This window comes from Bradyrhizobium sp. PMVTL-01 (genome assembly GCF_051861855.1).
GTDB lineage: Bacteria > Pseudomonadota > Alphaproteobacteria > Rhizobiales > Xanthobacteraceae > Bradyrhizobium.
In genome coordinates this window covers 4,317,546-4,343,827 of sequence record NZ_CP193982.1, presented here as the reverse complement: position 1 = coordinate 4,343,827, position 26,282 = coordinate 4,317,546, and the positions used below count along the sequence as shown (strand labels likewise).

Genomic DNA, 26,282 nt, shown 5'->3' with positions numbered 1-26,282 from the left:
CCAGAGCATCGGTCAGGGACAATCCCCTTTGCGGATCAGGCTCAGGGATAAGTGACTCTACGTACCTGGCCATTGCCAAACTACGATCTCACTGATGATCGTTCGCCGAGATTAGCTCAACACTTCGAGCACCAATTCCATGGTCATCAGCACGGGATTGTCGCCACGGATCAGACGGCCCTCCGCGATGCCGCCGGTATAGTCGATCAGCGCAACGTCGATTGCAGCCTCCAGCGCCCCGGGCCCGGGCGCAATCGCCCCGGCCGTGATCGCGAGCTCCGTCGCGAACGGCTCGGTCACGCCGCCATGGGTGAAGCGAGCGCCGATGGTCGAGCCGACGCCGCCATGAATCTTCGCCCGCGCGATGCCGTGTGCACCACAGAAGTCTTCGAGACAGAAGGCAAAATCCTGATTGGGTCGCAGGCGGAGCGCGAAGGCGCGGCTGCTCGTACGCGCGCCGGTGCTCGCAGCCGGGACCGGTCCGAACAGCCTAAAATTGGTCTCGGGATCCGGCGCGGCCGTGAACATCGCACCGTCAAGGCCGAAAGCCTCGACCTCGAACGGCTCTGCGATGATGGTCTCGTCCGGCAGCATGTGGCCGCCGCTTGCCTTGCCGTCGGCCTCGGTCCAGAGCCCATGGCAATGAAAGAACGGCGCGCCCTCGCGCATACCGAGCGTCATGCTGCCGAGCTTCGTGCGCGTGATGCCTTCGGGCCGATAAGTGTCGCTGTAGAACGCGGCATTCTCGCCGGTCTTCGACAGCGCCGGCATGACATAGCCGAACGGCCCGAGCGCGCCGCGGCGGAAATTCAGCACACCGCCGGCAAAGCCCTCCGCCGCAAGGCCGCGCCGCGCAGCTTCCAGCAGCGGCAGGCCGGCTTGAAGCGTGAAGGAGAAGGCGCGCCCCCTCGCCTCCACCCATTGGATGCGCTCAGCGACGGGCGCGCCGGGCTGCTTGATACTTCGCATCACCCGCGCTCAGCCTGCCTTGGTCTTGTCGAAGTCGAGCAGCCCCCGCGCCTCGAGCTCGTCGCGCACCATCCGCTTCGGCACCTTGCCGTAGCCGGATTTCGGCAGCGCTTCCCAGAAGAAGAAGCGCTTCGGCATCTTGTAACGCGGCACTTTCGACAACAGGAACGCCGCCATCTCGGCCTCGCTCACCGCCTTCGCGCCTTCCCGCGCTACGCAGACGGCAACTCCGACCTCGCCCCAGGTCGCGTCGGGCACGCCGAGCACCGCGACTTCGCCGACCGCGGGATGGGTCAAGATCTTCTCCTCGATCTCGCGCGGATAGATGTTGGAGCCGCCCGAGATGTACATGTCGGAGGCGCGGCCGGTGATGTAGACAAACCCCTCCTCGTCCATATGGCCGAGATCGCCAGTGCGGAACCAGCCGTTGCGGAACGCCTTGGCGTTGGCTTCGGGGTTGTCGTAGTAGCCGGCGAATACCGCAGGTCCGATCACGCAGATCTCGCCGCTCTGGTTCGCCTCGAGCTCGCGGCCCTCGTCATCCTGGATCGACACCTGCATGCCGGTGCGCTCGAAGCCGCAGGTGCCGATCTTCGCATGCGGGCCATCCTCGGGATCGTGCAACGCTGCCGGCAGCACGGTGATGTTGCCGGTGACCTCGCCGAGGCCAAAATACTGCACGATGACCTTGCCGAGCTTCTTCAGCGCCGCCTTCTGGTCCTCGCGATACATCGGCGCGCCCGCATAGATCACCTGTCGCAGCGAGGAATGATCGTATTTGTCGGCGGCGGGATGCTCGACCATCATCTTCAGGATGGTCGGCACCGTGAAGAGATTGCTGACGCGGTGCGCCTCGATCAGGCGGAACGCCTCGTTGATGTCGAATTTCTCCGTCGGCAGCAGCACGGTACGCACGCCGCGTGCGGTCTGCACCAGTTGGTGCACGCCGGCGCCGTGCGAGAGCGGTGCCACCACCAGCGAGGCATCCACCTCGGTCACGCCCGGGGTCAGATCGGCCAGATGGTTGGTGATGACAAATCCCATCTGGCCGTGGGTCAGCACCGCCGCCTTGGATCGGCCGGTGGTGCCGGAGGTGAAGAAGAACCAGCAGGGATCGTCGTGTTCGACCTCGACATTGGCGACGTCAGCGCCGGCCTGCGCGGCAATGGCATCGGCCACCGAGCGCTCACCGAACGTGGCCTTGCCGTCGAGGCTCCAGGTGAATTCCAGCACGCCGCCGTTCACCGCCGCCGCATGCTCGGGAAAATCGACGTGGCACAGAAACGCCTTCGCGCCGGAAGCCTCTGCGAGATAGGTGACCTCATCCGGCATCAGGCGGAAATTGGTGGGCACCCAGACCGCACCCAGCCGGAACGCGGCGAACATCGAGAAGAACATCTCGTCGCCGTTCTTGGAATGGACGAGGATGCGGTCGCCTTTCGTGACGCCGCGTGCCGCCAGCGCCGCGGCCAGCGCCGAGACCTGCGCGTCGATCTCGCGCCAGGTCCACGACCTGGCACCCCAGACGAAACCCGGACGCGTCCCGTGCCGCCGCGCATTCTGGGTCAGCATATAGGCGAGATTCATGACGCGGCGGGACATGCGCAGTGGCTGCATCGGGTTTCCTCTTCGGGCGCGGACGGCGCGCAAGCCGCCCGCTTGAGCCCATTTATCGCCATCGCCGGGGCCCCTGCAAGACCGCCCGCCGCACACCTGTCCTATGGTTGCCTGAACGCGAATGGGCTTGCCGTGATCGCCTTCTCCTTGGAACAGGCCTGCGCACCAAAACCGCCGCAATAGCTCCCATGCAGATCAAATCGGACAACGCGCGCGGCGCCGCGCTTCATGGGCGGCGCCAAAATCTCGTAGCTGCGGACATAGCCGTCGAACACCGGACGCACGCTGCCATCCGGCAGCGCGACCAGGATGTTCAGGACGCAGCCGCCGGTTCCGCAATAGGTGGTCGTGCGTTCGCCGCATTTGGTGTCGCGGAAATCGACGATGTAATCGTCGCGGCCGTCGCCGGTCAGGTCGACCTTGCGCACCGTATCCGGCGCAAAGCTCACCGCGCCGCCGCCTTGGCTGTCGCATTCCTCATTGGCATAACGCAGCGCCTCCTGAACGCCGGGCGGATAGTCGGCCGGATCGAGCGGTTTTGCGTCGCCGGCGCGCGCAGTGGTCGAAAACAGCGCAAGCAAGAGGATCACGCATCTCATCTGCGTTGGTCGTGCGCCGGACTGCGATCGTTCAAGGAATATTAAACATGATCGGCGCAACCTCGCTCAGTTCTCGCGTACAGAGTGCCGCATCATGGTCAAAGCGTCCGCCCTCCTCGTCTTGTCGCTGGCGCTCGCCGGATGTGCCGTCGCCCCGCAAGCGCATCTGGCCCCCGATCCAGCCTTCAAGCCTGCACGCTATGCCTGGGATGGCGCCGGCGAGGATCCCAATCGGTCACGCGCTGCCTCCGCAGCATCGCGTACGACACGTGCCGCGCTTGCGTCGGAGCGTAACGGCTCGCAAGCCGGCCTTCAGCCCTATTCGAACGAATGGTGGCAGGCGCAGGACGGTATCGAGGCCGAGCAGGACGCCAGGATCAATCGCTCCCTCGTCATCTGCCGCGGCTGCCTCCACCCGCAGCCACAGGCAGAAGATTCCAGGCTCGCCAAAGCAAGCGATTGAACCGAACTGCCTACGCCACGGTCTACAGAGATGCGCCCGGCCCACCGCCGTGCGCCATCATCTCACGGACATCTCATGCTCAGCCGTCGCTCCTTCGTCGCCGCCGCTCTGCTCGCCGGCATCGCCCCGGCATTCGCCGAGCCCCCCGCCGCAAGCGATCCGCTCGCCATTCTGACTGCGATCTACACCCGTGCTGCAAAGGGCAAGGGCGATGGCGGCGGCGCCTTCATCATCGAGAACAAGGCGGCCAAGGCCAAATATCTCTCCAAGGGCCTGGTCGGGCTGTGGGCCAAGGCCGATGCGCATACGCCGAAGGGCGACGTCGGGCCGATCGATTTCGATCCGGTCACCAATTCGCAGGAACCGGACGTGAAGTCGTTCAAGCTGGAGTCCGAGAAGATGGAGGCGGACAAGGCGACCGTCGCGGTGACCATCACCGGTCATCGCAACGACCGGAAACCTGCCGACCTGATCGTGCGTTACGACTTCGTGCGCGAGGCGGGTAGCTGGCGGATCGACGACATCAGGGGCGCCTCCGACGGCGAAGCCTGGTCGACCCGCAAGATGTTGACGGACTCGCTCAAGAGCTGACCGGAGACAACATGAGCGATGTCATCGACAACAAAGCCGACCACCGCTTCGAGCTCGAGGTGGAGGGCCACCTCGCGACCGAGCATTACAGGCTCGACGGCCATGTCATTACCTTCGAGCATACCGAGGTGCCGAAGGAGCTCGGCGGCAAGGGCGTCGGCTCAAAGCTGGTGCAAGGCGCGCTCGACCAGGTCCGCGCCGCCGGACTGAAGCTGATCCCGCAATGCCCGTTCGTGAAGGCGTGGATCGACAAGCACCCCGAGTATCAGGATCTGGTGAAGCGATGAGCGCAGGCCCGGCCGTAGCCGGGCCGGTCCGCCGACATCTGTGGTCTATTGCCCGTGCTTGAGCATGTCCTGGTCATTCAGATCCCAGTCCTGCCACAGTAGCAGCACGCCGAGAAGCACCACCGCCGCGCCGAGGCTCGTGTGATAGATGCGCAGGAACCCTTCACCGGAATAACCGAGGGTATAGGGCGAGGCGATGAGCCACAACCCGACCAGGATCGTCGCCACTTCCTGCCAGCGTTGCAGCGCCACGTATTCGAGCTGGCTGATGCCAAACACGATCAGGCCAACTGCGACCGCATTCAGGATGATCATCGAGTCTCCGACGATTGCGGGCTGATCCTGGATGGGAAACCACGGCGAGACGACAATCAATGCACCCAGCAGCATTCCGGACCAGTCTTCCCATGTGCGATGAGTATTCAAAAAACCAAAGTCCGACATCGTACCCTCCTCTGACAGAGGCACACGTCGGCGGCTGGCGATCACGACTTCCGAATGTCTGGCGACCCTGCCTGCCGCATTCGGACGTATGTCCTGGGAAACACGTGGGAACCGCCGGTCCCCGCGCAAGAGCGGGAGCAAGGATTTTTCGATGACCGCGCGATATTCGCCCGTCATCAGCTCATATCGCACCGCAGCTAGAGCGCTAGCACGATGGCCTGGTCGTAATCGGCGATGGCCCGATCGTAATCGCGCCTGAAGCTGTAGACGCCGCGGTTGTCGTAGGCGCAGGCATAGTCCGGTGCGAGCCTGACCGCAGCGTCGAGATCGGACAGCGCCGCATCGAACTCGCGCTTCTCGTGAAGCCATGGCCGCGATTGCAATAAGCGCCCGCGAGCCTGCGGCCGGTCTCGCTCCCGGCGTCAATGACGCTCGAGCACGATCCGCTGGTCCGGCGTGCTGGTCCGCCCGACGCACGCCTTCCAAGCCGGACTGCCTTCGACCGCAGCCAGCACCGGGACCGTCGAAGCGAGCGCTGCGGGCAAGGCCCTGACGCTGAGCGGGGCACGCATTTTCCGGATATCTCCCCTGCGGCAACCTCCCTTGGTCGCATCTTGGCAAGGGCCGGTTCAGGCGCCTAGATCAGAGGCCGACATCGGTTGGGAAGGATTTCGCATGGCGGCAGTGGTACGCGACAACAAGGACAAGAGCCGCTTCGAGCTCGATCTCGGCAGCGAGATCGCCTTCGCCAATTACCGGCTGACGCCGTCGGCGGTGATCATCACCCATACCGAGACGCCGCGCGCACTGCGCGGCCGCGGCATCGCCTCCGAGCTGGTCAAGGGTGCGCTGGATCTGATCCGCCGCGACGGCAGGAAGGTGATCGCCGGCTGCGGCTTCGTCGTCGACTATCTGGACAAGCATCCGGAGGATGCGGACCTCGTCGCCTGAACGCAAAAGGGCCCGCGCGGATCGCGGGCCCTTCGACGACCGAGAATCGGTCAGTGCTTGATCTCGGGCGGCAGCTTGCCGCCATTGGCGGCGAGCTTGGACATCACTTGCTTGTGCAGCCACACGTTCATACTGGCCGAGTCGTTCATGTCGCCGCTATAGCCGAGCTCCTTGGCGAGGTCCTTGCGCGCGGCCAGGCTGGAATCGATGTCCAGCGCCTTCATGAGGTCGACGATCGAGGTGCGCCATTCCAGCTTCTCGCCCTTGTGCGCGGCGACCGCAGCGTCGACGATTGCCGCAACATCCACCGTAGCGGTGGGCGCGGCGGCAGGCGCTGATCCGGCCGGGGCGGCGCTGGCGGGCGCGCTAGCTGACGGTGCGCCGCCTGCGGGGGCGGCGGAAGCCGAGTGGCTGCCGAAGATCGCGCCCATGATTTTCCCGAAAATGCTCATGTCTGCTCCCCGAAAAGGATCCGTTGGAAGGCCTTGAGTGGCACTTATAGACGAAGTTACTGCGTTGCGCCCGCGAAGTTCTGCGAACGGACAACCAGCATGAGCTTATCTGCGGCGAAATGACGGCCGAATGACACCGGCCAGGTTGCATTGCGGCATCAAATTTCACCCAAGCGTGCGGGACAGGACTCGGAATTGAGAGTAGCCTTCCAGTTCAACTCGCGATCCCGTCCGGAATTCGCGTCTGGTTGGAATCGCGAAACTCAGAGAAGAGCGGCCGCTTGCGCCGTTTGCCGGCGCCGAGTGCGGCTGCCCGGCAAGGGAGCTAGCGACCATGGCGACACTTTATCAGGGCAATGTCCCCACGATGGCCCAGCCCACTGATGCGGCTGGACCAGTCATTCGAACCATTCACCTGTCCGATCTGCACGAGGCGCTCCGGCGCGGCTGGGAGGATTTCAAGGCGGTTCCGAGCCACGCCATCATCCTGTGCGTGATCTATCCGGTGCTGGGCCTCGTGCTCGCCCGCGTGGTGATGGGCTATTCCGTCCTGCCGCTGCTGTTTCCGCTGGCCGCCGGCTTTGCCCTGATCGGCCCGTTTGCAGCCCTCGGCCTCTACGAACTCTCCAGCCGACGCGAGCGAAATGAGGAGGCCAGCGCCTGGGATGCCATGGAGGTGCTGCGCTCGCCTTCGTTCGGCGCGATGCTCGGCCTCGGCACGCTGCTGCTCGCGCTGTTCGTGACCTGGGTTGCGACCGCGCAGGCGATCTATGTCGCAGCGTTCGGCTATGAGGGCGTCACCGGCATCTCGGATTTCCTGACGCGCGTGCTGACGACCCAACAAGGCTGGTGGCTGATCGTGGTTGGCTGCGGCACCGGATTTCTCTTCGCCATCGCCGCGCTCTGCCTCAGCGCCGTGTCGTTCCCGCTCATGCTCGACCGCCATGCCGGCGCCTTCGAGGCCATGGTGACCTCGCTGCGCGTCGTCGCCAGGAACCCGGTGCCGATGGCAGCCTGGGGCCTGATCGTCGCCGTGCTGCTTGCGCTCGGCACGATCCCGGCGTTCCTCGGCCTCGCCGTCGTCATCCCCCTGCTCGGCCACGCCACGTGGCATCTCTACCGTAAGGTGATCGTATCCGATCCCGGCGCGCGGCCCGTACCGCCTCCGCCGCATCGTCCGCGCAAACCGGCCGCCGACTTCCCCGCCAACCTCTTCCCGTGGCGGAATCGAACGGACGCTTAACGATCTCGTGACATCCCATCCTGCCGATCCTGCTCAGCTCCGCGCAGGATCGGCCTGTCATGCGCCTTGCTTTGGCCGCGGTTACAATCAAAATTGGCTCCGACGGTCAGATCACTTCACGGAATCCATTTCATCTGATGACCCCGACGATTTCTCGTCTCGCTCTCGCAGCCCTCGCCCTCTCCGCGTCAATCCTGTCCGCCCAGCCAGCACTTTCCGTTGTTGCCTGCGGCTCGGGCAATTTCGAGGCTTGGCTTGCGGATTTCAAAGCCGATGCCGCGGCCAAGGGAATCTCGCAGCAGGCTATTAACGCCGGGCTAGCCGGCGTGACGCTCGATCAGGGCGTGCTGAACCGTGACAAGTCGCAAAAGGTCTTCACCCAGACCTTTGAAGAGTTTTCCGGCCGCATGGTGCCGCCGCGCATGACGCGCGGCTCCAACATGATGAAGCAATACGGCTCGGTGCTCTCGCGCATCGAGCAGACCTATGGCGTCCCGGGCGAGGTGCTGGTCGCGATCTGGGGTCTGGAGACCGATTTCGGCGTCAACACCGGCAAGTTCGCTACCATCCGCTCGCTGGCGACGCTGGCTTACGACTGCCGTCGCTCCGAGCAATTCCGCGCCGAGCTGCTGGATGCGCTGCGCATCGTCCAGCGCGGCGACCTCGCGCCCGCCGACATGAAGGGCGCATGGGCCGGCGAGCTCGGCCAGACCCAGTTCATGCCGTCGTCCTGGATGAAATATGCCGTCGACTTCGACGGCAACGGCAAGCGCGACCTGCTGCACAACGCGCCCGACGTGCTCGCCTCCACCGCCAATTATCTCGCCGGCTATGGCTGGCAGAGGGGTAAGGATTGGCAGCCAGGCAGCCCGAACTTCGCGGTGCTGCAGCAGTGGAACAAGAGCGAGGTCTATTCCAAGACCGTCGCCTATTTCGCCACCCAGCTCGCACGCGCTCCTTAAAATCGCAGGCGGCAAAACGCATGGGCCGATCGCAAGGCGACCGGCCCTCGCTTGGGTGCGTTTTTGCCTACCCTTTACTTGCCCATGGTAGCTTGCATCGCCTTGTTCAGATGCGCGCCGCACGCACCCATTTTGCCGTTGAGCAGCGCGTCCTGCGCCGCCGCGATCTCCTTCTGCGCGACGAACTTGCTCTCGCCGTCGGCCATGTTCTCGATCGCGGTCTCCGTCTTCTCCAGATTGGCCCCGCTGCAACCTCCCATGGCGTGCTTGGCCGCCTGGGCCGGCGCGACGGCTAAAGCGACGGCGGCAACTGCGATAACCCCGAGTAACTTCGTCATGATGTTACTTTCCTTCTCTTGTTCTTGGGACAGACCCGGCGACATTGCCGGAAATCTGCGACATGACTTTCGTCCGGTTGCGGCAACTTGCCGCAATAAATTCCCCGCGAGAAGTGCGTGATGTTGCGCGCCGCGCAGAGCCGCATGCGGAACTTCTGATTTTCATTACAACTTGGTAATCACGGCCGGCACGCTTCGCGTGTGTGCACCGCATCAGCGAGGCGGTGGTCAGCCTCAGAGCCTAATGGCGGAAAAAATTCCCGGACTCGTTGAAAGCCACGGCGGCGATCCTGCCGGGCGGCACCGACGAATCGCGACGAAACCCAACTCAACTTTTGTACCTTTAATTCATTCTTACGTCTCGCGATTCATGCGCTTCACGCATGTGAGGCTTGGGCTTAGAAGCTAATGTGTCATGTTGCAGATCACGGGATCGCAACATATTTCAATCTTCGCCTAAACCACGCGATCAGCCATAACCTATTGTATTCACGATATTTTGTTGCCGAACGCGGTTACTTCCGCCGAGCGCTTGAGCAGGACTGCCCAGAGGTTAATCGCGTCTTACCAATGCTATGCGTTCTCCGCTTAGCTGCATCGCAACATCGGAACTTTCGCACTGCATCACTCTCACTTATATTCATTTCAACGATGACGCCTAAGGCAAAGGCTGAATCGAACTACAGGAGACTACAATGCTGCTCTCGCTCATCCGCATGATCCAGGCTTTCCGGGATTATCAGCGCAATGTTGCCGAGCTGTCCCAGCTCAGCGATCGCGAACTGGCCGACATCGGTCTTGATCGGTCGGATATCCCGCGCGTTGCCGCCGGTCAGTATCAGGGCTGATACCGTTCAGCCCCTTGCCGGAACGGACCGATAGCGCCCGCCTCGTGCGGGCGTTGTCGTTTCCGGAGGCAGAAAACTCGATCTCGGCGATTCCACTTGTCGCCGAAAAGCGCTACCTGTCCGCCCCATGACAGGACATTCCAATAGTGTGCACGTGATCGGGGCAGGCCTTGCCGGCTCCGAAGCCGCCTGGCAGGTCGCCAAAGCCGGCGTGCCCGTGGTGCTGCATGAGATGCGGCCGGACCGCATGACCGAGGCGCACCGCACCGACGGGCTTGCCGAGCTCGTCTGCTCCAATTCGTTCCGCTCGGACGACGCTGCCAACAATGCCGTCGGCCTGCTGCATGCGGAGATGCGCCGCCTCGACTCGCTGGTCATGCGCGCGGCCGATGCCAACCAGGTGCCCGCCGGCGGCGCCCTTGCGGTCGACCGCGACGGCTTCTCCGCGGCCGTCACCAAGGCGCTGAACGACCATCCCTTGATCGAGATCACCCGCGGCGAGATCGCAGGCCTGCCGCCGGCCGACTGGAGCAACGTCATCGTTGCGACCGGCCCACTCACTTCCGCCCCACTGGCCGACGCCATCCGCGAGCTAACCGACGAGAACGCCCTCGCCTTCTTCGATGCGATCGCGCCGATCGTGCATCGCGAATCCATCGACATGTCGGTGGCCTGGTTCCAGTCGCGCTACGACAAGGTCGGCCCCGGCGGCAACGGCGCCGACTACATCAACTGCCCGATGACCAAGGAGCAGTACGACGGCTTCGTCGCCGCGCTGATCGCCGGCGAGAAGACCGCGTTCAAGGAATGGGAGACCAACACGCCCTATTTCGACGGCTGCCTGCCGATCGAGGTGATGGCGGAGCGCGGGCCCGAGACGCTGCGCCACGGCCCGATGAAGCCGGTCGGCCTCACCAATCCGCACGATCCCGCCACGAAGGCTTACGCCATCGTGCAGCTGCGCCAGGACAACAAGCTCGGCACGCTCTACAACATCGTCGGCTTCCAGACGAAGCTGAAATATGGTGAGCAGCAGCGCATCTTCCGCACCATTCCCGGGCTGGAGAAGGCCGAGTTCGCCCGCCTCGGCGGCCTGCATCGCAACACCTTCCTGAACTCGCCAAAGCTGCTCGACGGCCAGTTGCGCCTGCGCGCACAGAAGCGGCTGCGCTTCGCCGGCCAGATGACGGGCTGCGAGGGCTATGTGGAATCCGCCAGCGTCGGCCTGATCGCCGGGCTCTATGCGGCAGCGGATGCGCGCGGCGAGGCGCTGGTCAGCCCGCCAGGCACGACCGCGCTTGGATCGCTGCTCGGCCACATCACCGGCGGCCATATTGAGACGATCGAGCCGGGCACGCGCTCGTTCCAGCCGATGAACATCAATTTCGGCCTTTTCCCGCCGCTCGCGAGCGTGCCGACCAAGAAGCCCGACGGCACGCGGCTGCGCGGCAACGAGAAGACGGTGGCCAAGAAGCAGGCGATGAGTGCACGGGCGCTCGCCGATCTCGATCGCTGGATCGCCGATCACCTGCGCATCGCCGCCGCTGCGTGAGTTTTCGATGAGCCTCCCCAAAGATGACGCCGCGGAGCTCTCGGCGCGCTGGACCGAGGGCGTGCTGCTCAAGCGCGACGTGTTCTCGACCGTCGAGCGCGGCCGCTTCCGTGCCGAGACCGGCGAGGTCGACGCGGTGCTGCGACGGCTGGACGAGGTGCCGTGGTGGTCGTTCCTGCTGGCCCGTCATCTGTTCGCGCGCGAGAAGCGTGCGCTCGCGCTCGCCAAGGGCCTCGATGTCGGTCCCGAGCTGCTCTGGGCCGGACGCCGCGCCTTGGTCCGCGGCTTCGTCGACGGCGTCGCGTTGCATCTGGCAAAGCCCCATGGCGATGTCGCCTATTTTCGCTCGGCCAAGGCGGCGCTGCGGCGGCTGCGCCGTGCAGGCATCTGCCACAACGATCTCGCGAAGGAGCAGAATTGGCTGGTCGGCCGCGACGGCCGCGCCTATGTGACGGACTTCCAGCTCGCTGCGTGCTTTGCGCGGCGCGGCCGACTCTATCGCGTCCTTGCCTATGAAGACCTCCGTCACCTGCTCAAGCACAAGCGCTCCTATGCGCCCGAAGCGCTGACACCGCGCGAGCGAAAAATCCTGGCAAAGAAGTCGTTCGCTGCGAGCCTGTGGCTTGTCACTGGCAAGAAGGTCTATCGCGCCATTACGCGCGGCCTGTTCAATTTCACCGACCGCGAGGGCGGCGGCCGCCGCCTCGTCAACGACGCGCCGGTGCTGGCCCAGCTGATCCGCAAGAACCCGGCCGTGCGCGACACCGCCATCGTCGCCTTTGCCGATCGCCGCTCCGGCGTCGGCCTCTATGCCTTCGTCGAGGCGGATCAGGCCACGCTCGAAGACCAGCTCCGGAGCGAGCTTTCGGCGGCCAAGGGTCCGAAACCGCCGGAGCACATCCAGGTCGTGCATGCCCTGCCGCGCGATACCAGCGGCAAGCCGCGCACGGAGATCCTGCAACTTGTCGCCCAGAACCAGCTCGACCTGATCGAGCCGATGATGAAGAACGACCAGGACCGCGCCTTCCTCAAGGACATTCTGGAACGGCGCAAGAACCTGCGCGACCGCTTCAATTTCGAGGCGGACCTGCCGGCCGGCTAAAGCGGATCCGGAAAATTGCGAAACGGTTTTCCGGAAAGATCATGTCCAAACAACAGCCTAAAGCGCGATGACGATTGATCCCAATCCCATCGCGCTTTCGCGCGGCGGCTCGTGCCTTGAAGCGTCCACAATGCCGATAGAGAAGCGGTCGAACGATACGGGGTTGGCGGGGTCATGGGAACTGGGGGGACGACGATGCATGGTATGGTTGGCGCTCTGACTGCCAGCCTTCTGCTGCTGTGGGCGGCGCCCGCGATGGCCGACTCGCCGGCCGAGCTGATCTCGAGCTTCCGCCTAAAGCACGGTGAGGTCCGCGTCGTCCGCGATGCCACCCTCGACCGCATCGCCATGGACCAGGCCCGCGCGATGGCGGCGAAGGACGATCTCAGCCACGACGCACTCGGCCCGTTCAACCGGCGGGTCGCCCCGGCCGGCGCAGGCCGGGCCGCCGAGAACATCGCCTATGGCTACGACAATTTCGAGAAGACGCTGGGACAGTGGATCGACTCCTCCGGCCATCGCAAGAACCTGTTGCTGCACAACGCCTCCCGCGTCGGCATCGCGAGCGCCAGGAATGCCAGCGGCAAGCGCACTTATTGGGCGATGGTGATCGCCGGTGATTACGAGCCGAAGGGCAAGAAGAACAAGAGCACGGACAAGGAGCCGCTGGTTGCCGTCAAACGCGAGGCTACACCCGCCAGCGCCAGCAAGCCCCAATCCAGCAACTGCCACGTCAAGCTGCTCGGCCTCTGCATCTGAGACGAGGCCCGGCCATCTTGCCCGGATTCGTCGACGCATCTAATTCATGCACGAAGATCGCGGGATGCGGAGGCGTGGGTGATGCACATTGACCGAATTCGTGCCGACACGCCGGCTACCTCTCGGCTCGCCTATCTCCACAACGCAGGCGCGGCGCTGATGCCGGCGCCGGTTGTCGCGGCGATGAAAGACCACATCGATCTGGAGAGCGAGATCGGAGGCTATGCGGCCGCCGACCGCGAGGCGAGCCGGCTTGATGCAGTCTACGGCTCGGTCGCGCGTCTTCTAAATGCCGCGCCCGATGAGATCGCTGTCGTGGAGAATGCGACGGTTGCCTGGCAGATGGCGTTCTACGCGCTTCCGTTCCGCAAGGGCGACCGCATCCTGACCGCCGAGGCGGAGTATGCGGCTAACTATGTCGCGTTCCTGCAAGTCGTCAAACGTACGGGCGCAATCATCGACGTGGTGCCGAGCGACGCCAGCGGAGAGCTCGATATCCGGGCGCTCGAACGCATGATCGACGCACGCGTGAAGCTGATCGCCATCACCTGGGTTCCGACCAATGGTGGGCTGGTCAATCCAGCGGCGGCAATCGGCAGAATCGCGCGCGCGCACGGCATTCCCTATCTGCTCGACGCCTGCCAGGCGGTCGGCCAGATGGCGGTCGACGTCGAAGCCATCGGCTGCGACATGCTGTCAGCGACGGGGCGCAAATTCCTGCGCGGCCCGCGCGGCACCGGGTTTGTCTACGTTCGCCGTGCCCTGCTGCAGCAGCTCGAGCCCCCGATGATCGACCATTTCGCGGCGCCCTGGGTCGCGCGCGATGAATATCGGCTGCGCGACGATGCGCGCCGTTTCGAGACCTGGGAGAACAATTACGCGGCCCGGCTCGGGCTCGGCGCTGCCGTCGACTATGCGCTCGACATCGGCCTCGGTCCCATCGAGCAGCGCTGCCGCATGCTGGCGGACCGCCTGCGCAGCGGCCTCGTATCCATTCGCGCCATCACCATTCGCGACCTCGGTCGCACGCCGGGCGCCATCGTCAGCTTCACGGTCGAAGGGCATGAGGCTGACGCCATTGTTCGCAGCGCTGCTGCGGCGGGCATCACGATCGGCGCTTCGGATCCGGCGAGCACCCGCATCGACGCGGAAATTCGCGCGCTGCCGCCGCTCGTGCGGGCATCTCCACATTACTACAATACGGACGCGGAGATCGACCGGCTGATCGGTCACCTCGCCGATTTGGCGCCACCTTAGCGCGGCGCGCACTCACGTGCAGCGCGCGCTCAGCCCGGATGCGCTGAGCCTCGCCATGACCTCTTCGAGATGGGCGCTGTCGCGGGTCTCGATGACGAGTTGCAGCAGTGTCGCCTTGGCCGGCAGGTCGGAGAAGGTCCGCTGGTGCGAGACCTCGATGATGTTGGCGCCGGCTTCGGCCAGCAGCGCCGCCACGGCTGCCAACTGGCCGGGCCTGTCGGGAATGTCGAGCGAGAGCTGAGTGAGGCGCCCCTCGCGCGCGAGCTCGCGCGTCAGCACCGAGGCGATCAGCCTCGTGTCGATGTTGCCGCCGCTCAGGACGAGGCCGACCTTCTGGCCGGCGAAGCGGGACGGATCGGACATCAGCGCGGCGAGGCCGGCGGCGCCGGCGCCCTCGACGACGGTCTTCTCGATCGAGATCAGGGCCGCGACCGCGCGCTCGAGCTCGGCTTCGTTGACGAGCGCGATGTCATCCACGAGGCGGCGGACGATTTCGGTGGTGATCTTGCCCGGCGATTTCACCGCGATGCCTTCGGCGAGCGTGTCGCCGCGCGCCGGAAGATTGCCGTCATGGATGGCATTGTACATGGACGGATAGAGCCAGGCCTCGACGCCCTGGATCCGCAGCGTCGGCTTGATCGACTTCGCGGCAATGGCGATGCCGCTGATCAGCCCGCCGCCGCCGATCGGGACGACCAGCGTGTCGAGCTCAGGGACGGCCTTTAGCATCTCGAGGGCGACCGTGCCCTGCCCCGCGATCACGACCGGATCGTCGTAGGGATGAACGAAGATCATGCTGCGGGCCTCGCCGTGGCTGCGCGCAAAGGCAGCCGCCTCCTCCAGCGTCGCGCCTGTCACCACCACCTCGGCGCCGTGATGCCTGGTGTTCTCGACCTTCACCATGGGCGTGCCGATCGGCATCACGATGGTGGCGGGAATGCCGAGCCGCCTGGCGTGATAGGCGACACCCTGCGCATGATTGCCCGCGGACATCGCGATCACGCCCCGCGCGCGCTCCTCCGGCGTCAGCGCGGTGAGCCGGTTGAGCGCGCCACGCTCCTTGAACGAAGAGGTGAACTGGAGGTTCTCGAATTTGAGCCAGATATCGCAGCCGCAGATGCTGCTGAGCGTGCGGCTGTAGCTGCAGGGCGTCTCGACGACGGCGCCCCGGATGGTCTCGGCGGCGGCGCGAATGTCGCCAGGCGCAACCGGAAGGCCGCTCACCTCGGGGGACGTGGTTTGGGACAACTCAGCCATGGGACAGCATAGAGCATTTGCCCGGCTCGGGCGATAAGCCAACCGCTATTTGGTAAATTCCCGGGAACGTGAAGCCCGCCACAGCGTCCACAGTGTCCGCAGCCGCGACGAAGACAGCAGCGCAAACGGATTGCGTCCGGGCTGCGACAGGCGCTTGAGGTCGGCCTGCGCCTGGCTGAGCGGCAGAAATGCCGGCCGCACCTGCGGCGGCACCTGCGCCAGCAGCGACAAGGCCGTCGTCACATGCTGCTGCGCCTCGCCCGCGAGCTGGTCGAGCACCGCGCGCAGCCTCGGCGTGTCCTTGCCGGCGAACACGTCCTCCATGCTGCAGCCATGGCTCGCCAGCACCTGCTGCGGCAGGAACAATTGCCGGTGCACTGCATCGCGCGGCAGATTGGCGATGATTTGCACGATGCCCTGCGCCAGCCCGGCATGCCTCGCCAGATGCTCGGCCGCCTCCGACGGCGGTCCCAGAACTTGCGCCGCCAGACCGAACAAAGCCGATGAGGTCGCGGCCAGATAACCCTCCAGCGCCGCCATGGTCGGCATGGGATCGTTGTAGAGATCGAACTGGTGCTCGTCGGCGAGCAGCGACAGCGGCTCGACCGGCAGTTCGAAATCGCGGATTGCGCGCAGCAGCTCAGCCGCGACCGGATTGCCCTCGGCGCTGCCATGGACGTGGCCGGAGAGCATGTCGGTCCACCATTGCAGGCGGATCTCGCCGGGCAAGGGCTGGCTCACCTGGTCGCGGACACGGACAATCTCGACATTGAAGGCATAGAGAGCCAGCAGCGCGCGGCGCTCGGCCGCGGGCGCGAACAGGGTCGCGGCGTAGTGCGGAAAGTCGTGGCTGCGCACGAGATCGGCGCAGAAGGCAGCGGAATCGGACGGCGGCGCAGGGCTGCTCATGGCACGGCGATCAGCGCCGCGGCGACGCGCCGCCGCTCGCCGATCATGATGTTGTAGGTGCGCACGGCCGGGCCGGTCTGCATCGTGTCCAGCACCACCCTCACCGCCTTGAGCGCCTGGCGCAGCTCCTGCGGCGGCAGCCAGGGGCCGGTTCCGGTGCCGACCAGCAGCGTGTCGATGCTGTTGGCCGCCGCGAACACCCGATCCAGCGAGTAGCGGTCGATCTTCGTCGGATCCGCCACGTCCCAGGCCCAGATCGCGTCGGGCAGGCACAGCAGCGATCCCCGATGCGACATGCCGGCAAAGGCGAAGCCGCCCTTGCCATAGGCGTCGATCGGCGCCGAGCGCGGGAAATGCGGTGCGTTGGGATCGCCGGCCATCTGGTTCGTCCGAATGAGCTTGCTGCCCCCGCAAACGCCTGCGAGGGCCCGCAGTTCGGATCATGCCTTGTTTTTCTTCGCCGGCGTAGCCGTCTCGGGCGCATCCTCGCGATGCTCGCCGACGCCGAGATAGATCAGGATCGGCGCCGCAATGAAGATCGAGGTGTAGGTACCGACCAGCACCACGCCGAACATCATTACCGCGGTGAAGCTGTGGATGGCGTGGCCGCCGAACAGCAGCAGCGCGAGCAAGGCCAGCGTCACCGTGACGTGGGTGATGATCGAGCGCGACAGCGTTGAGTTGATGGACTCGTTGAGCAGCTGCGGCATCGGCATCTTCTTGTAGCGCCGCAACATTTCGCGGATGCGGTCGTAGATGACGACGGTATCATTGAGCGAATAGCCGAGGATCGTCAGCAGCGCGGCGATGCTGGTCAAGTCGAAATCGACCTGGCTGATCGACATGAAGCCGATCGTCAGCACGATGTCGTGCACGTTGGCGATCATGGCGCCGAGCGCGAACTGCCACTCGAAGCGGAACCAGAGATAGATCAGGATCGCGACGATCGCGAGCATCAGGCCGAGCATGCCATAGGCCAGGAGCTCACCGGCTACGCGGGGACCGAGCACCTCGGTGCGCTGAATGTCGACGCTGTCGCCGAGCGCGCCACGAAGCTTCTGCAGGGCTGCCTGCTGTGCGGCGTCGCCACCCGGCTGTTCCGCAACACGGATCAGGACGTTCTCGGGGCCGCCGAACTGCTGCAACTGGACTTCGCCGAGACCCAGGGCGTCGAGCTTGGTGCGCATCGCCGCGATGTCGGCGGTGCCGGACTTCGCCTTCACCTCCAGCAGCGTGCCGCCCTTGAAGTCGATACCGAGGTTCAGCCCGTGGGTGAAGAACAGCGTGATCGCGAGAATCGACAGCGCGGCCGATATCGGGAAGCTGATGCGGCGGAAGCGCGTGAAGTCGAAATGCGTGTTGTCCGGTACAATGCGCAGCGAGGGCAACAGGCCGAGCGCCGCAACCACGGTGAGGATGGCAATCAGGATGCCGAGCCCGATGAGAACGGTCTGAGTCACGATCAGGCTCCTAGATCGGCACGCTCTGCGGCCGCTGCCACCGCACCCACCAGGCGACGATCAGCCGGGTCAGGGTGAAGGCGGTGAACACCGTGGTGATGATGCCGATGCCGAGCGTCACGGCGAAGCCGCGCACCGGGCCGGTGCCGATGTAGAACAGCACCGCGGCGGCAATGAAGGTGGTGATGTTGGAATCGAGGATGGTGGCGAGCGCCCGCTTGAACCCGGCATCGATCGCCGAGATCGCGTTGCGGCCGCCGCGCAGCTCCTCGCGGATGCGCTCGTAGATCAGCACGTTGGAGTCCACCGCGATGCCCACGGTGAGCACGATGCCGGCGATGCCGGGCAGCGTCAGCGTGGCGCTGAGCAGCGACAACAGGCCGAAGATCATGGCGACGTTGATGGCCACCGCGATGTTGGCGAACACGCCGAACAGGCGGTAGGTCAGCAGCATGAAGACGATGACGAGGATCGAGCCGACGTAAGCCGCAAGCTCGCCCTTCTCGATCGAGTCCTGGCCGAGGCCGGGACCGACGGTGCGCTCCTCGACCACCGTGAGCGGCGCCGGCAGGGCGCCGGCACGCAGCAGGATGGCGAGGTCGTTGGCCGATTGCACCGTGAAATTGCCCGAGATCTGGCCCTGGCCGCCGGTGATGGGCTCGCGGATGACGGGCGCCGAGATCACCTTGTTGTCGAGCACGATCGCGAACGGCAGTCCCACGTTCTCGGTGGTGGCCTGCGAGAACTTGCGCGCGCCCGAGGTGTTGAACTTGAAGCTGACGACCGGCTCACCCGTGCGCTGGTCGAAGCTCGCCTGGGCATCGGTCAGATCGCCGCCGGCGACCAGCACCTGCTTCTTGACCACATAGGGCGTTGGCGGCGGCGACGCGCTCATCAGCAACTCGGATTCCGGCGGCAACCTGCCCGCTTGCGCCTGATCAGGCGGCACGGAGGTGTCGACCATGCGGAATTCCATCTTCGCGGTCTTGCCGAGCAGCTCCTTCAGGCGCGTCGGGTCCTGGAGACCGGGGACCTGCACGAGGATACGGTCGTTGCCCTGGCGCTGAATGACGGGCTCGACGGTCCCGAGCTCGTTGACGCGGCGCTCGACGATCTGGATCGATTGCTCGATGGTCTTGCGCATGCGGTCGAGCATCGCGGCCTGCGGGATGCTCAGGCGGATCACGCCGCCGCCGGCGTCGGTCACCTCAAGGTCGCGCTGACCGCTGGATCCCATCAGTCCGCCCAGCGGCTGGGACAATTCGCGCAGCTTGGCGAGCGCCGGCTGCACGTCGGTTTCCTTGGTGATGCGAACCTCGGCCGCGTCGTTGCGCACGGTCACGCCGCCGGTGAAACCGATCTTGGCATCACGCAGCGTCCGGCGAACGTCGTCGCGGATCTGGTCCAGCCGCTCCTTCTTCACATAGTTTGAATCGACCTCGAGCAGCAGATAGGAGCCGCCCTGAAGGTCGAGGCCAAGCACGATCCGGCGCTGCGCCCAGGCGGGCCAGGTCTTGACCGTCGCCTCGGGGAAGAAGTTCGGAACCGCACAGAGGCACACGATCAGCGCTGTCAGGACAATCCCCAGCGCCCTCCACCGCGTGAAATACAACATCGACTGGACCTGTCAGATCAGGAGACTCGGGAGACTCGCGGAAGCGCTCACTTCGACGCGGCGTCGTCCTTGGCTGTTTCCTTCGCGCTATCCTTGGATTCTTTCGCCGGCTCGCCCTTGGCACGCACGCCGGAGATCATCTGGCGCATCTGCCGCACGCGCACGCCGTCGGAAATCTCGAACTCGATCTGGTCGTCATCGACCACCTTGGTGACCTTGCCGACGAGGCCGCCCGAGGTCACGACGGTGTCGCCGCGGCGGATGTTCTTCACGAGGTCGGCATGGTCGCGCACCTTCTTCTGCTGCGGACGCAGAATCAGGAAGTACATGATCACGAAGATCAGGGCGAACGGCAGCAGCGACATCAACATGCTGTTGGTGTCACCGGCGCCCGCGGCCTGGGCATACGCAGGGGTAATCAACATTCGGACGATCCTCGTGAGAACGGGGGAAAGCCGGTCAGGCCCTCAGGGGCGACCGGCTCGGTCAAATTCGCGCGGACTATAGCGGCCACCGCCCCAATTGCAACGCTGCCAGACCGTCGATTTGGCCACCTTGCGGCGCGCGGTCAGGCCCGATAAGGCTGCATTCTCAGGAACTTCGGACATGCCCAAAAAACCAAGCAAAAGCCCGGCCGGCAAAGGCCCCCGCACCCCTGCCGGCAAGCCCATCCACGTCGCGGCAAAACGCCCCACGGAGGCCGTCAAGGCGGCCGTCAAAGGGGCCCCGGACCTTTCCCAGGAGCGCCTGGTCCGCGCGCTGGAGACCATTGCAGCACACCTCGCTGCCCAGGGCAGTCCGCCCATTGAACCCGAGTCGTTCGAGCAGGCCGATGCCTATGTCTGGCACCCCAACGGCCGCCTTTCGGCCGTGCCGCGGGTGAGCCGCGTCGAGCTGTTCCTGCTCAAGGGCGTCGACCGGATGCGCGACATCCTGATGGAGAACACCGAGCGCTTCGCGGGCGGCCTGCCCGCCAACAACGCCCTGCTCTGGGGCGCGCGCGGCATGGGCAAGTCGTCGCTGGTGAAGGCGGCCCATGCCAGCATCAACGCGGACCGCAAGGCTGCCGACAGGCTGAAGCTGATCGAGATCCACCGCGAGGACATCGAGAGCCTGCCGGCGCTGATGGAACAGCTTCGCGCCTCACCCTTCCGCTTCATCGTGTTCTGCGACGACCTCTCCTTCGACGGCAATGACGCCTCCTACAAGTCGCTCAAGGCCGTGCTCGAAGGCGGCATCGAGGGCCGGCCCGAGAACGTCATCCTGTACGCCACCTCCAACCGCCGTCATCTGCTGGCGCGCGAGATGATCGAGAACGAGCGCTCGACCGCGATCAATCCCGGCGAAGCGGTCGAGGAGAAGGTCTCGCTGTCGGATCGTTTCGGCCTCTGGCTCGGCTTCCACCGTTGCAGCCAGGACGAATATCTCGCCATGGTGCGCGGCTATTGCAGCCATTTCGGCATCAGGGTCGAGGACGAGGCCCTGGAGCGCGAGGCGCTGGAATGGTCGACCACGCGCGGCTCCCGCTCGGGCCGCGTCGCCTGGCAGTTCGTGCAGGAGCTGGCGGGGCGGCTCGGCGTGAAGCTGAGGGTGCAGTAGCGGTCGGATTGCAACCCGGTTACGGCTGTCTTTCCCCGAAGACGGGGAATCTCTGGCTCGCAGCAGCGCCGGAGGGGGACACGCTGGTGTGGTAGGAGATGGTCCCGAGGGACCAGCCGAGCGGGCGCGGCTGCCAGACTGCCGAACAGCCCCGGGACCCAGAACGAGATGCCGCTCTCATCGGCGTTCGCGATGTGCGGGGAAAACGCCAGAGCTGCAACCACAACCGCGCCGGCGCTCGATACGTTGGAACGTGATCCGTAGAATACGCGCGATTTGTCGTCGGAGCATCGCTGATCCTACTTAGTAAAAAGGCGCCTCGCGGGTGTCGGCGGCGGTGCCGCCGCGGGCGAAAGATTGAACGTCAGCCAGAGGTTCCAGCCCGCTGGCCGATTCTCGTTGGCGAACTCGCCGTAAGCCTTCAGGTTGAGATAGCCTTGCAGTTTGTCATTGATCGGGAAGATATAGCCCACCTGTGGGCCGACACCTGCCACCCGCGACCGGAAGCAGCCGACGCGATCGCCGGAGCCGCTGTCGCAGCCGAGTTGCTGATAGAGGTAGCCCACGAGACCGACCTGCCACTGCTTGGTCAGGAATTGCGAAGCGCCCCAGTCGAGGTGCATGTCGACGCCGCTCTGATAGTGGGTCGCAGGATTGACGAAGTTGTAGGTGAATCCGAGCACTGCCGAAGCTTCGTGCCCGGTCTTTGGATCGAAATAGGTATAGCCGCCGCCGGCGTCGATCGCCCAATGCCCGATGCCTAAATTGGCAAGGCGGGCTGAGTCGTACATCCCGACCGGAATGTCTCCAGTAATGTAGGTCATGTAGTTGTGAACACCGGCGTTCCAGCGCAGTGCGAACTGTGGGTATATGTCGCCGAAGCCAATGATCGAGCTGCTAATGCTGTCGGAGCGCGAGAAAGGAAATACGCCGCCGCCAGGTCCCGTCACTGTTCCCGTGAAGGTCCCCGCCAAGGATGTGCTGTTGGCGCCGTAGGCTGCAAGAAAGCCGGCAGACGCCTGACCGCCGAACACCGGCGTTTCGAAGGCGTAGTTTGCGATCAAGAAGCCGATATCTAGATCGGCATGGACGTTGGCATTCGCGGTGGCCGTCACATTCGCCGGGATATTACCAATGGTGATCTCGCGAGCGCGCGCCACGTCGGCGCCGGCGGACACCGAGTCATGATAATAAATGGTGGTCGCCGACCACCCCGGCGCCTGCTGGGGCACGGCCGCCAAACTACCATAGAGGCCGGGCACCCAGAAGCTGACACCGCCTTCATCAGCTCGCGCCGCACCAATGGCGAGGACGAGTAAGGTGGCAGTTGCTGCCGCGCCCAACCGACAAACCAAACCAGCCCTCGATACCGATTTCCCGCTCTTCATCTGCCAATCCCCCACTTCTCTACGGCCCTACTGTCACAACCGAGGAATATCCGGCGTGTGTGAGGACCGGAATCTAGTAGACACTACCACAGCGCGTCTTCGTGATCGGCGCTTTCCCTGCTTGTGCATCCTTTAGCCAGAGGCTGTGCCTTCCACACCACAGTTTTGCCGATTCCGCATAGCGCGCACGGATCCGTTCTCTCAAAGTTCACTGCAGAAGCGATACCCCCCGCCCACCTCGCGTCATGCGCGGACGAGGGTTGCGCGACCAAGCATTCCGAAATCTTACTGTTGGCGGACACCCCTTACCTCTCGGGGAAGAGCAGAGACAATTCGGCCCGCAATTGCCAGTTCGGCGCGCCGGTTGGACGAACGACGTTGTAATAGGCGGATATATACGTACTCACTGGCTGGTCACCGAGCTTGAACACCCGACCAATGCCGCCGCCAATCGGTACGGTCCACCGCTGATCCGATGCCGCCAGCCAGTTCGCGGTAATAACGGGTGAGCTCGTCAGGAACCAGCCGTGCGCCATGTTGTAGTTGACAAATGGCTGCGCGAGAAACTCGTTCACATTCGGGCGCAATGGATTGCCGCCAACTGACCACTGGTTGTTGAGCAAAACGCCGATCACCCAATGTCCCGGCGTTGTTAAGAAGACCGCCGTGGGACCGAGCAGTACTTTTCCCTGTCCAAGGATAGGATCGGTCGCAGACGGTACTGTGAATATCGGACCGACACCCCAGATCAGAACGCCCGGATGGGTGGGCGAGAAAAAGAACTGCTGGGTAATGTCGCCAATGCCATTCGTGTTGCTGTTAAAAAACGGGCTAGGTTGACTGATCACGGGCATGATGGTGCGCGAGATCAAGTTCCAGTCCGCGTTGATGTGCAGCGGCACGACGGGCTGAATGTTAAGCACTTCCTGAGTGCGGTTGAACGGCCCGGCGTTGAAATTCGTGTTGCTTTGGAATGGAACGCTGACGAGATCGGCAATAGGGTTCTGTGACTTCTTCGCCAGATCTTCGTGTTCTTCCGCCGGACTAGAAGGAGCGGCGGCGACTGTCCGTGCAGTTGCCTCAGAAGTGCCGCGCTCAAATTTGTAGTTTGCACCGAACTTGACCATTTGAAGGTCGCGGTTCAATTGGATTGGCGGGACGGTGGGCGAAGCCCAGCTTCCCAGCCCAATGTAATCGTATTCGAGTTTGAGCGTCCAATTCGGTTTGAAGCCGTACTCGACACCCACCCCAGCTAACCAGCCGGAGCTGGTGTTGGACCCCTGCCAAGTGACGCCGGGGAAGTTCAACGAGGCATTGCTTTGCACCCAGCCACCGCCAAGCTTGGCGTAGAGAAGCCAAATATCCTCCACGAGGCCGACCCGGGCTGCCACCGTTCCAATCCAGTTCTGGCTCACGGAGCCGAGCGTAGGAGTGGGAAGCGCGGGATGACCAAACGTCGCCCCATCGAAATCACCTTCCACGCCAAACAAAAGATGGCCGGCCTGGAAATTGTAGCCGGCCTGAACGCCACCGATGAATTCGGTGAGGCCGCCATACAGATTGTTGCCTCTGATGTTCAGGTGGCCGCTGGTCCACGCTCCACCGAGATTTGCGCCAACGTAAAACCCTGACCAATTGTACGCCGGTGCGGGAACCGGCGGAGCCTTCACCGGCATATCCGCAGCACGCGCGGTCACACAGATCGCGAAGAGAGCAACGCTTGCAAGGAATGACTTCATGGCTCCCCCAGGCGTAGGGTAACGTCAATGCCAGATCTTCCCGATGCTGCTCATTCAACTACTAAGCGTTGCCGCTGGCTGTCTCTCGCAGGCAACACCTGGACGAATTCCGATTTGCATGAAGCCGTCTTGCGGTTGATTCAGATCAATCCGAACCCAGGTCACGGTGTCAGTTTCGATCTTTTCCTGGGAAGGATTCACATCATGAAAATGCGCTTTGCACTTTTCGGATGTGCGGCACTGGTTGCGCTGGCCCCGCTGGCAAGGTCGGCAAGTCAGGCCGGCCGTTCTTCATGAACGTCAATTTCATGAAGGCGCACCAGCCGAACCTTCCGCACCCAGACTTCATTCACAAGTCGCTGTCCAAGAGCAAATACGCAGATTCTTTGGTCGAGAACGTGGCATCAAAGCCGGAAGCAAGAACTCCGATATCGTCGGTGGCCTCGACTACATGACCACCTTCGCGTCGCTCGCCGGCGCGAAACTGCCGGAGAACGACCTCGCGGGTCACCGACCATCTTTGACAGCCACGACAAGTCGCCGATCCTGTTTGGAACGGGCAAGTCGGTGCGCAAGTCCTGGTTCTTCTTTACCGAGAACGAGCTGTCCCCGGGGCAGTGCGCGTCAATATTACAAGTTCCTGTTGAACCTGCGCGGCGACGACGGCGCGACGACGGGCGGGTATGCGGTCGACACCAATCTGGGCTGGAAAGGACCGGAGAAGTACGTCGCCACGATGTCCGTTGTGAATTGGCCACGACCTAAAACTTAGTTGGCGTGCTCTGCTCAAAACCGTGCATCGCACCGCATTCGCGCGGCCAGGAGCTCTACGATCTCGCCTTCTAATCAAACGAAAAGATCCTCTTCCAGTCCTTCTTCATGTCCACAACGGCCCACCTGTTCAGCGCTGCAGCATCGAGAGCGACATCGAGCTTGCCGAAATGTGATTGGCGATCGTAGGCATATTCGCGTTCCGCGTCGGTATGGTGGACGATCAGGCCGAACCGCGCGCCGCTGGCACCGAGCGTCGCCCATTGCAGCATTTCGAGGTCGCCATCCGAGTTCCCGAAGGCGGCGATCGGACGCCGGCCAATGTGGCTGTTGATCCCGATCGGCTTGCCGGCCTTGTCGTCGATGAAATCGATCTCGGGCAAGCGAAATAGGACCGGCGTGCTGTCGCGCATTTCATAGCGGGTCTTGATTGACGATCCGACGACCTGCTCGGGAGGCACTCCATAAATCGTCTCGGTCCATGGCCGCATGAATTCGATGCCGCCCCCCGACACGATGAAGGTCTTGAAGCCGTTGGTGCGGAGGTAAACGAGCAATTCGAGCATCGGCTGATACACGAGTTCGGTGTAGGCGCGTTTGAAGCGAGCATCACGCGCGCTCGCGAGCCAGTCTGCGACGATCTTCTCAAACTCCGCTGTCGTCATGCCGGCGTGGGTCACCGCCACCAGCTCAGCCACGCCCTTTTCTCCGAAAGCTGCGAGCGCCTTCAGGTCCCCGCTCAGCACTGCCGCGAAGGGCTGCTTGTCCTTCCATTCCGGATGCATGGGCGCAAGAACCTTCACGCGATCCAGCACAAAAGCAAGCTGCACATACATCGGCTGCTCGATCCAAAGCGTCCCGTCGTTGTCGAAGGTCGCGATGCGTTGATCGGGTGGTACGAAATAGGGCCCGCCACTCTCCGTGACCCGTGCGACGAAGTCGACGATCGAAGCTTTGGTCGGGCCTTCATTCCAAGATGGCAGAGGACCGGCTTGCGTCTGGGCCATGGCGGAGGTGGAACGCAGGGCGGCAGATAGAAACGGAAGCGTCGCCAGAGACGAGAGCAGTGCGCGACGGTCAAGGCGTGGAAATCGCATGAGCTGTTTCATT

At 63.9% G+C, this 26,282-nt stretch carries 30 protein-coding genes and 1 pseudogene; 14 read left to right on the top strand and 17 right to left on the bottom strand.

Annotated features, from left to right (window positions below; translation table 11 throughout):
* Window positions 1–111: 111 nt before the first annotated feature.
* The 3 genes from ACRQ5Q_RS20950 to ACRQ5Q_RS20940 all read right to left on the bottom strand — a co-directional run bounded on the left by ACRQ5Q_RS20950 (window position 112) and on the right by ACRQ5Q_RS20940 (window position 3,185).
* On the bottom strand, window positions 112–969 hold the full coding sequence (locus ACRQ5Q_RS20950; protein ID WP_439392202.1) for a PCC domain-containing protein: 858 nt from the start codon (window positions 967–969) through the stop codon (window positions 112–114).
* Window positions 970–978: 9 nt separating this feature from the next.
* Window positions 979–2,586, bottom strand: coding sequence for an acyl-CoA synthetase (locus ACRQ5Q_RS20945; protein ID WP_439368208.1), 1,608 nt, complete (start codon window positions 2,584–2,586; stop codon window positions 979–981).
* A gap of 101 nt (window positions 2,587–2,687) precedes the next feature.
* Window positions 2,688–3,185 carry a hypothetical protein gene (locus tag ACRQ5Q_RS20940; protein WP_439392201.1) on the bottom strand — a complete coding sequence of 166 codons (498 nt, stop codon included), beginning with the start codon at window positions 3,183–3,185 and terminating at the stop codon, window positions 2,688–2,690.
* Between the two features lie 94 nt (window positions 3,186–3,279).
* Here ACRQ5Q_RS20940 and ACRQ5Q_RS20935 point away from each other — a divergent pair, with 94 nt between their 5' ends.
* From ACRQ5Q_RS20935 to ACRQ5Q_RS20925, 3 genes are all read left to right on the top strand, one after another.
* On the top strand, window positions 3,280–3,648 hold the full coding sequence (locus ACRQ5Q_RS20935) for a hypothetical protein (protein WP_439392200.1): 369 nt from the start codon (window positions 3,280–3,282) through the stop codon (window positions 3,646–3,648).
* A 75-nt stretch (window positions 3,649–3,723) separates the two neighbouring features.
* A complete protein-coding gene (locus tag ACRQ5Q_RS20930) occupies window positions 3,724–4,239 on the top strand; it encodes a DUF3828 domain-containing protein (RefSeq protein ID WP_439392199.1) in 516 nt (171 codons plus the stop codon).
* An 11-nt stretch (window positions 4,240–4,250) separates the two neighbouring features.
* Window positions 4,251–4,526, top strand: coding sequence for a GNAT family N-acetyltransferase (locus ACRQ5Q_RS20925; protein ID WP_439368216.1), 276 nt, complete (start codon window positions 4,251–4,253; stop codon window positions 4,524–4,526).
* 45 nt (window positions 4,527–4,571) lie between these two features.
* On the opposite strand, the gene ACRQ5Q_RS20920 is transcribed toward ACRQ5Q_RS20925, so the two are convergent.
* From ACRQ5Q_RS20920 to ACRQ5Q_RS20910, 3 genes are all read right to left on the bottom strand, one after another.
* Entirely contained in the window at window positions 4,572–4,970 is a 399-nt protein-coding gene (locus tag ACRQ5Q_RS20920; RefSeq protein ID WP_439368219.1) for an SPW repeat domain-containing protein, read from the bottom strand.
* Window positions 4,971–5,167: 197 nt separating this feature from the next.
* Complete coding sequence (locus tag ACRQ5Q_RS20915) at window positions 5,168–5,353, bottom strand: hypothetical protein (RefSeq protein WP_439368221.1); 186 nt, start codon at window positions 5,351–5,353, stop codon at window positions 5,168–5,170.
* A 39-nt stretch (window positions 5,354–5,392) separates the two neighbouring features.
* Complete coding sequence (locus tag ACRQ5Q_RS20910; RefSeq protein WP_439392198.1) at window positions 5,393–5,542, bottom strand: hypothetical protein; 150 nt, start codon at window positions 5,540–5,542, stop codon at window positions 5,393–5,395.
* Window positions 5,543–5,645: 103 nt separating this feature from the next.
* On the opposite strand from ACRQ5Q_RS20910, the gene ACRQ5Q_RS20905 reads away from it, so the two are divergent.
* The gene (locus ACRQ5Q_RS20905) at window positions 5,646–5,921 is read left to right on the top strand and encodes a GNAT family N-acetyltransferase (protein WP_439392197.1); all 276 of its coding nucleotides are present in this window, start codon (window positions 5,646–5,648) and stop codon (window positions 5,919–5,921) included.
* Window positions 5,922–5,971: 50 nt separating this feature from the next.
* Here the strand turns inward: ACRQ5Q_RS20905 and ACRQ5Q_RS20900 are convergent, their stop codons facing one another.
* Window positions 5,972–6,373, bottom strand: a complete 402-nt coding sequence (locus tag ACRQ5Q_RS20900) for a DUF3597 domain-containing protein (RefSeq protein ID WP_439368226.1) — start codon at window positions 6,371–6,373, stop codon at window positions 5,972–5,974.
* Window positions 6,374–6,707: 334 nt separating this feature from the next.
* Between ACRQ5Q_RS20900 and ACRQ5Q_RS20895 the strand changes: the two genes are divergently transcribed.
* Window positions 6,708–7,616 (top strand): DUF2189 domain-containing protein, encoded by a 909-nt coding sequence (locus ACRQ5Q_RS20895; RefSeq protein WP_439392196.1) that lies wholly within the window; start codon window positions 6,708–6,710, stop codon window positions 7,614–7,616.
* A 137-nt stretch (window positions 7,617–7,753) separates the two neighbouring features.
* Window positions 7,754–8,578, top strand: a complete 825-nt coding sequence (locus ACRQ5Q_RS20890) for a lytic murein transglycosylase (protein WP_439368231.1) — start codon at window positions 7,754–7,756, stop codon at window positions 8,576–8,578.
* Between the two features lie 74 nt (window positions 8,579–8,652).
* Here the strand turns inward: ACRQ5Q_RS20890 and ACRQ5Q_RS20885 are convergent, their stop codons facing one another.
* Window positions 8,653–8,916: a hypothetical protein gene (locus ACRQ5Q_RS20885; RefSeq protein ID WP_439368233.1), complete on the bottom strand. Its 264-nt coding sequence runs from the start codon at window positions 8,914–8,916 to the stop codon at window positions 8,653–8,655.
* A 695-nt stretch (window positions 8,917–9,611) separates the two neighbouring features.
* Between ACRQ5Q_RS20885 and ACRQ5Q_RS20880 the strand changes: the two genes are divergently transcribed.
* The 5 genes from ACRQ5Q_RS20880 to ACRQ5Q_RS20860 all read left to right on the top strand — a co-directional run bounded on the left by ACRQ5Q_RS20880 (window position 9,612) and on the right by ACRQ5Q_RS20860 (window position 14,434).
* Entirely contained in the window at window positions 9,612–9,764 is a 153-nt protein-coding gene (locus ACRQ5Q_RS20880) for a DUF1127 domain-containing protein (RefSeq protein ID WP_007590701.1), read from the top strand.
* Between the two features lie 127 nt (window positions 9,765–9,891).
* A complete protein-coding gene (gene trmFO / locus ACRQ5Q_RS20875; RefSeq protein ID WP_439368235.1) occupies window positions 9,892–11,316 on the top strand; it encodes a methylenetetrahydrofolate--tRNA-(uracil(54)-C(5))-methyltransferase (FADH(2)-oxidizing) TrmFO in 1,425 nt (474 codons plus the stop codon).
* Window positions 11,317–11,323: 7 nt separating this feature from the next.
* Window positions 11,324–12,418 (top strand): AMP-binding enzyme, encoded by a 1,095-nt coding sequence (locus ACRQ5Q_RS20870; RefSeq protein WP_439368236.1) that lies wholly within the window; start codon window positions 11,324–11,326, stop codon window positions 12,416–12,418.
* Between the two features lie 195 nt (window positions 12,419–12,613).
* Window positions 12,614–13,177 (top strand): CAP domain-containing protein, encoded by a 564-nt coding sequence (locus tag ACRQ5Q_RS20865; protein WP_439368237.1) that lies wholly within the window; start codon window positions 12,614–12,616, stop codon window positions 13,175–13,177.
* Window positions 13,178–13,255: 78 nt separating this feature from the next.
* Window positions 13,256–14,434 (top strand): aminotransferase class V-fold PLP-dependent enzyme, encoded by a 1,179-nt coding sequence (locus ACRQ5Q_RS20860; protein WP_439392195.1) that lies wholly within the window; start codon window positions 13,256–13,258, stop codon window positions 14,432–14,434.
* Window positions 14,435–14,446: 12 nt separating this feature from the next.
* Here ACRQ5Q_RS20860 and ACRQ5Q_RS20855 read toward each other — a convergent pair whose 3' ends face one another.
* Genes ACRQ5Q_RS20855 through yajC form a run of 6 tightly spaced genes read right to left on the bottom strand, consistent with a single transcriptional unit; the run spans window position 14,447 to window position 20,100 of the window.
* Complete coding sequence (locus ACRQ5Q_RS20855; protein WP_439392194.1) at window positions 14,447–15,691, bottom strand: threonine ammonia-lyase; 1,245 nt, start codon at window positions 15,689–15,691, stop codon at window positions 14,447–14,449.
* Window positions 15,692–15,736: 45 nt separating this feature from the next.
* Window positions 15,737–16,600 (bottom strand): phytoene/squalene synthase family protein, encoded by an 864-nt coding sequence (locus ACRQ5Q_RS20850; protein ID WP_439368243.1) that lies wholly within the window; start codon window positions 16,598–16,600, stop codon window positions 15,737–15,739.
* Window positions 16,597–16,980 (bottom strand): Mth938-like domain-containing protein, encoded by a 384-nt coding sequence (locus ACRQ5Q_RS20845; protein WP_439392193.1) that lies wholly within the window; start codon window positions 16,978–16,980, stop codon window positions 16,597–16,599. Before ACRQ5Q_RS20845 ends, ACRQ5Q_RS20850 begins: the two co-directional genes overlap by 4 nt.
* Before the next feature lie 60 nt (window positions 16,981–17,040).
* Entirely contained in the window at window positions 17,041–18,060 is a 1,020-nt protein-coding gene (secF, locus tag ACRQ5Q_RS20840) for a protein translocase subunit SecF (RefSeq protein WP_439392192.1), read from the bottom strand.
* Window positions 18,061–18,070: 10 nt separating this feature from the next.
* The gene (gene secD, locus ACRQ5Q_RS20835; protein ID WP_439368250.1) at window positions 18,071–19,675 is read right to left on the bottom strand and encodes a protein translocase subunit SecD; all 1,605 of its coding nucleotides are present in this window, start codon (window positions 19,673–19,675) and stop codon (window positions 18,071–18,073) included.
* A 47-nt stretch (window positions 19,676–19,722) separates the two neighbouring features.
* Window positions 19,723–20,100 carry a preprotein translocase subunit YajC gene (gene yajC, locus ACRQ5Q_RS20830; protein WP_028171851.1) on the bottom strand — a complete coding sequence of 126 codons (378 nt, stop codon included), beginning with the start codon at window positions 20,098–20,100 and terminating at the stop codon, window positions 19,723–19,725.
* A gap of 181 nt (window positions 20,101–20,281) precedes the next feature.
* On the opposite strand from yajC, the gene ACRQ5Q_RS20825 reads away from it, so the two are divergent.
* Window positions 20,282–21,274, top strand: a complete 993-nt coding sequence (locus ACRQ5Q_RS20825) for an ATP-binding protein (protein ID WP_439392191.1) — start codon at window positions 20,282–20,284, stop codon at window positions 21,272–21,274.
* Between the two features lie 299 nt (window positions 21,275–21,573).
* Here the strand turns inward: ACRQ5Q_RS20825 and ACRQ5Q_RS20820 are convergent, their stop codons facing one another.
* Entirely contained in the window at window positions 21,574–22,662 is a 1,089-nt protein-coding gene (locus ACRQ5Q_RS20820) for a SphA family protein (protein ID WP_439392190.1), read from the bottom strand.
* Between the two features lie 305 nt (window positions 22,663–22,967).
* Window positions 22,968–24,401, bottom strand: coding sequence for an outer membrane protein (locus ACRQ5Q_RS20815; RefSeq protein WP_439392189.1), 1,434 nt, complete (start codon window positions 24,399–24,401; stop codon window positions 22,968–22,970).
* Window positions 24,402–24,428: 27 nt separating this feature from the next.
* On the opposite strand from ACRQ5Q_RS20815, the gene ACRQ5Q_RS20810 reads away from it, so the two are divergent.
* Together ACRQ5Q_RS20810 and ACRQ5Q_RS20805 are read left to right on the top strand one after the other, a co-directional pair.
* Window positions 24,429–24,698: a hypothetical protein gene (locus tag ACRQ5Q_RS20810; RefSeq protein ID WP_439368259.1), complete on the top strand. Its 270-nt coding sequence runs from the start codon at window positions 24,429–24,431 to the stop codon at window positions 24,696–24,698.
* Window positions 24,674–25,149 (top strand): annotated as a pseudogene (locus tag ACRQ5Q_RS20805) (hypothetical protein); the annotation flags it as partial. The gene ACRQ5Q_RS20810 and the pseudogene ACRQ5Q_RS20805, both read left to right, overlap by 25 nt.
* 94 nt (window positions 25,150–25,243) lie before the next feature.
* Here the strand turns inward: ACRQ5Q_RS20805 and ACRQ5Q_RS20800 are convergent.
* Window positions 25,244–26,281, bottom strand: a complete 1,038-nt coding sequence (locus ACRQ5Q_RS20800) for an HAD family hydrolase (RefSeq protein WP_439392188.1) — start codon at window positions 26,279–26,281, stop codon at window positions 25,244–25,246.
* Window position 26,282: the final 1 nt, after the last annotated feature.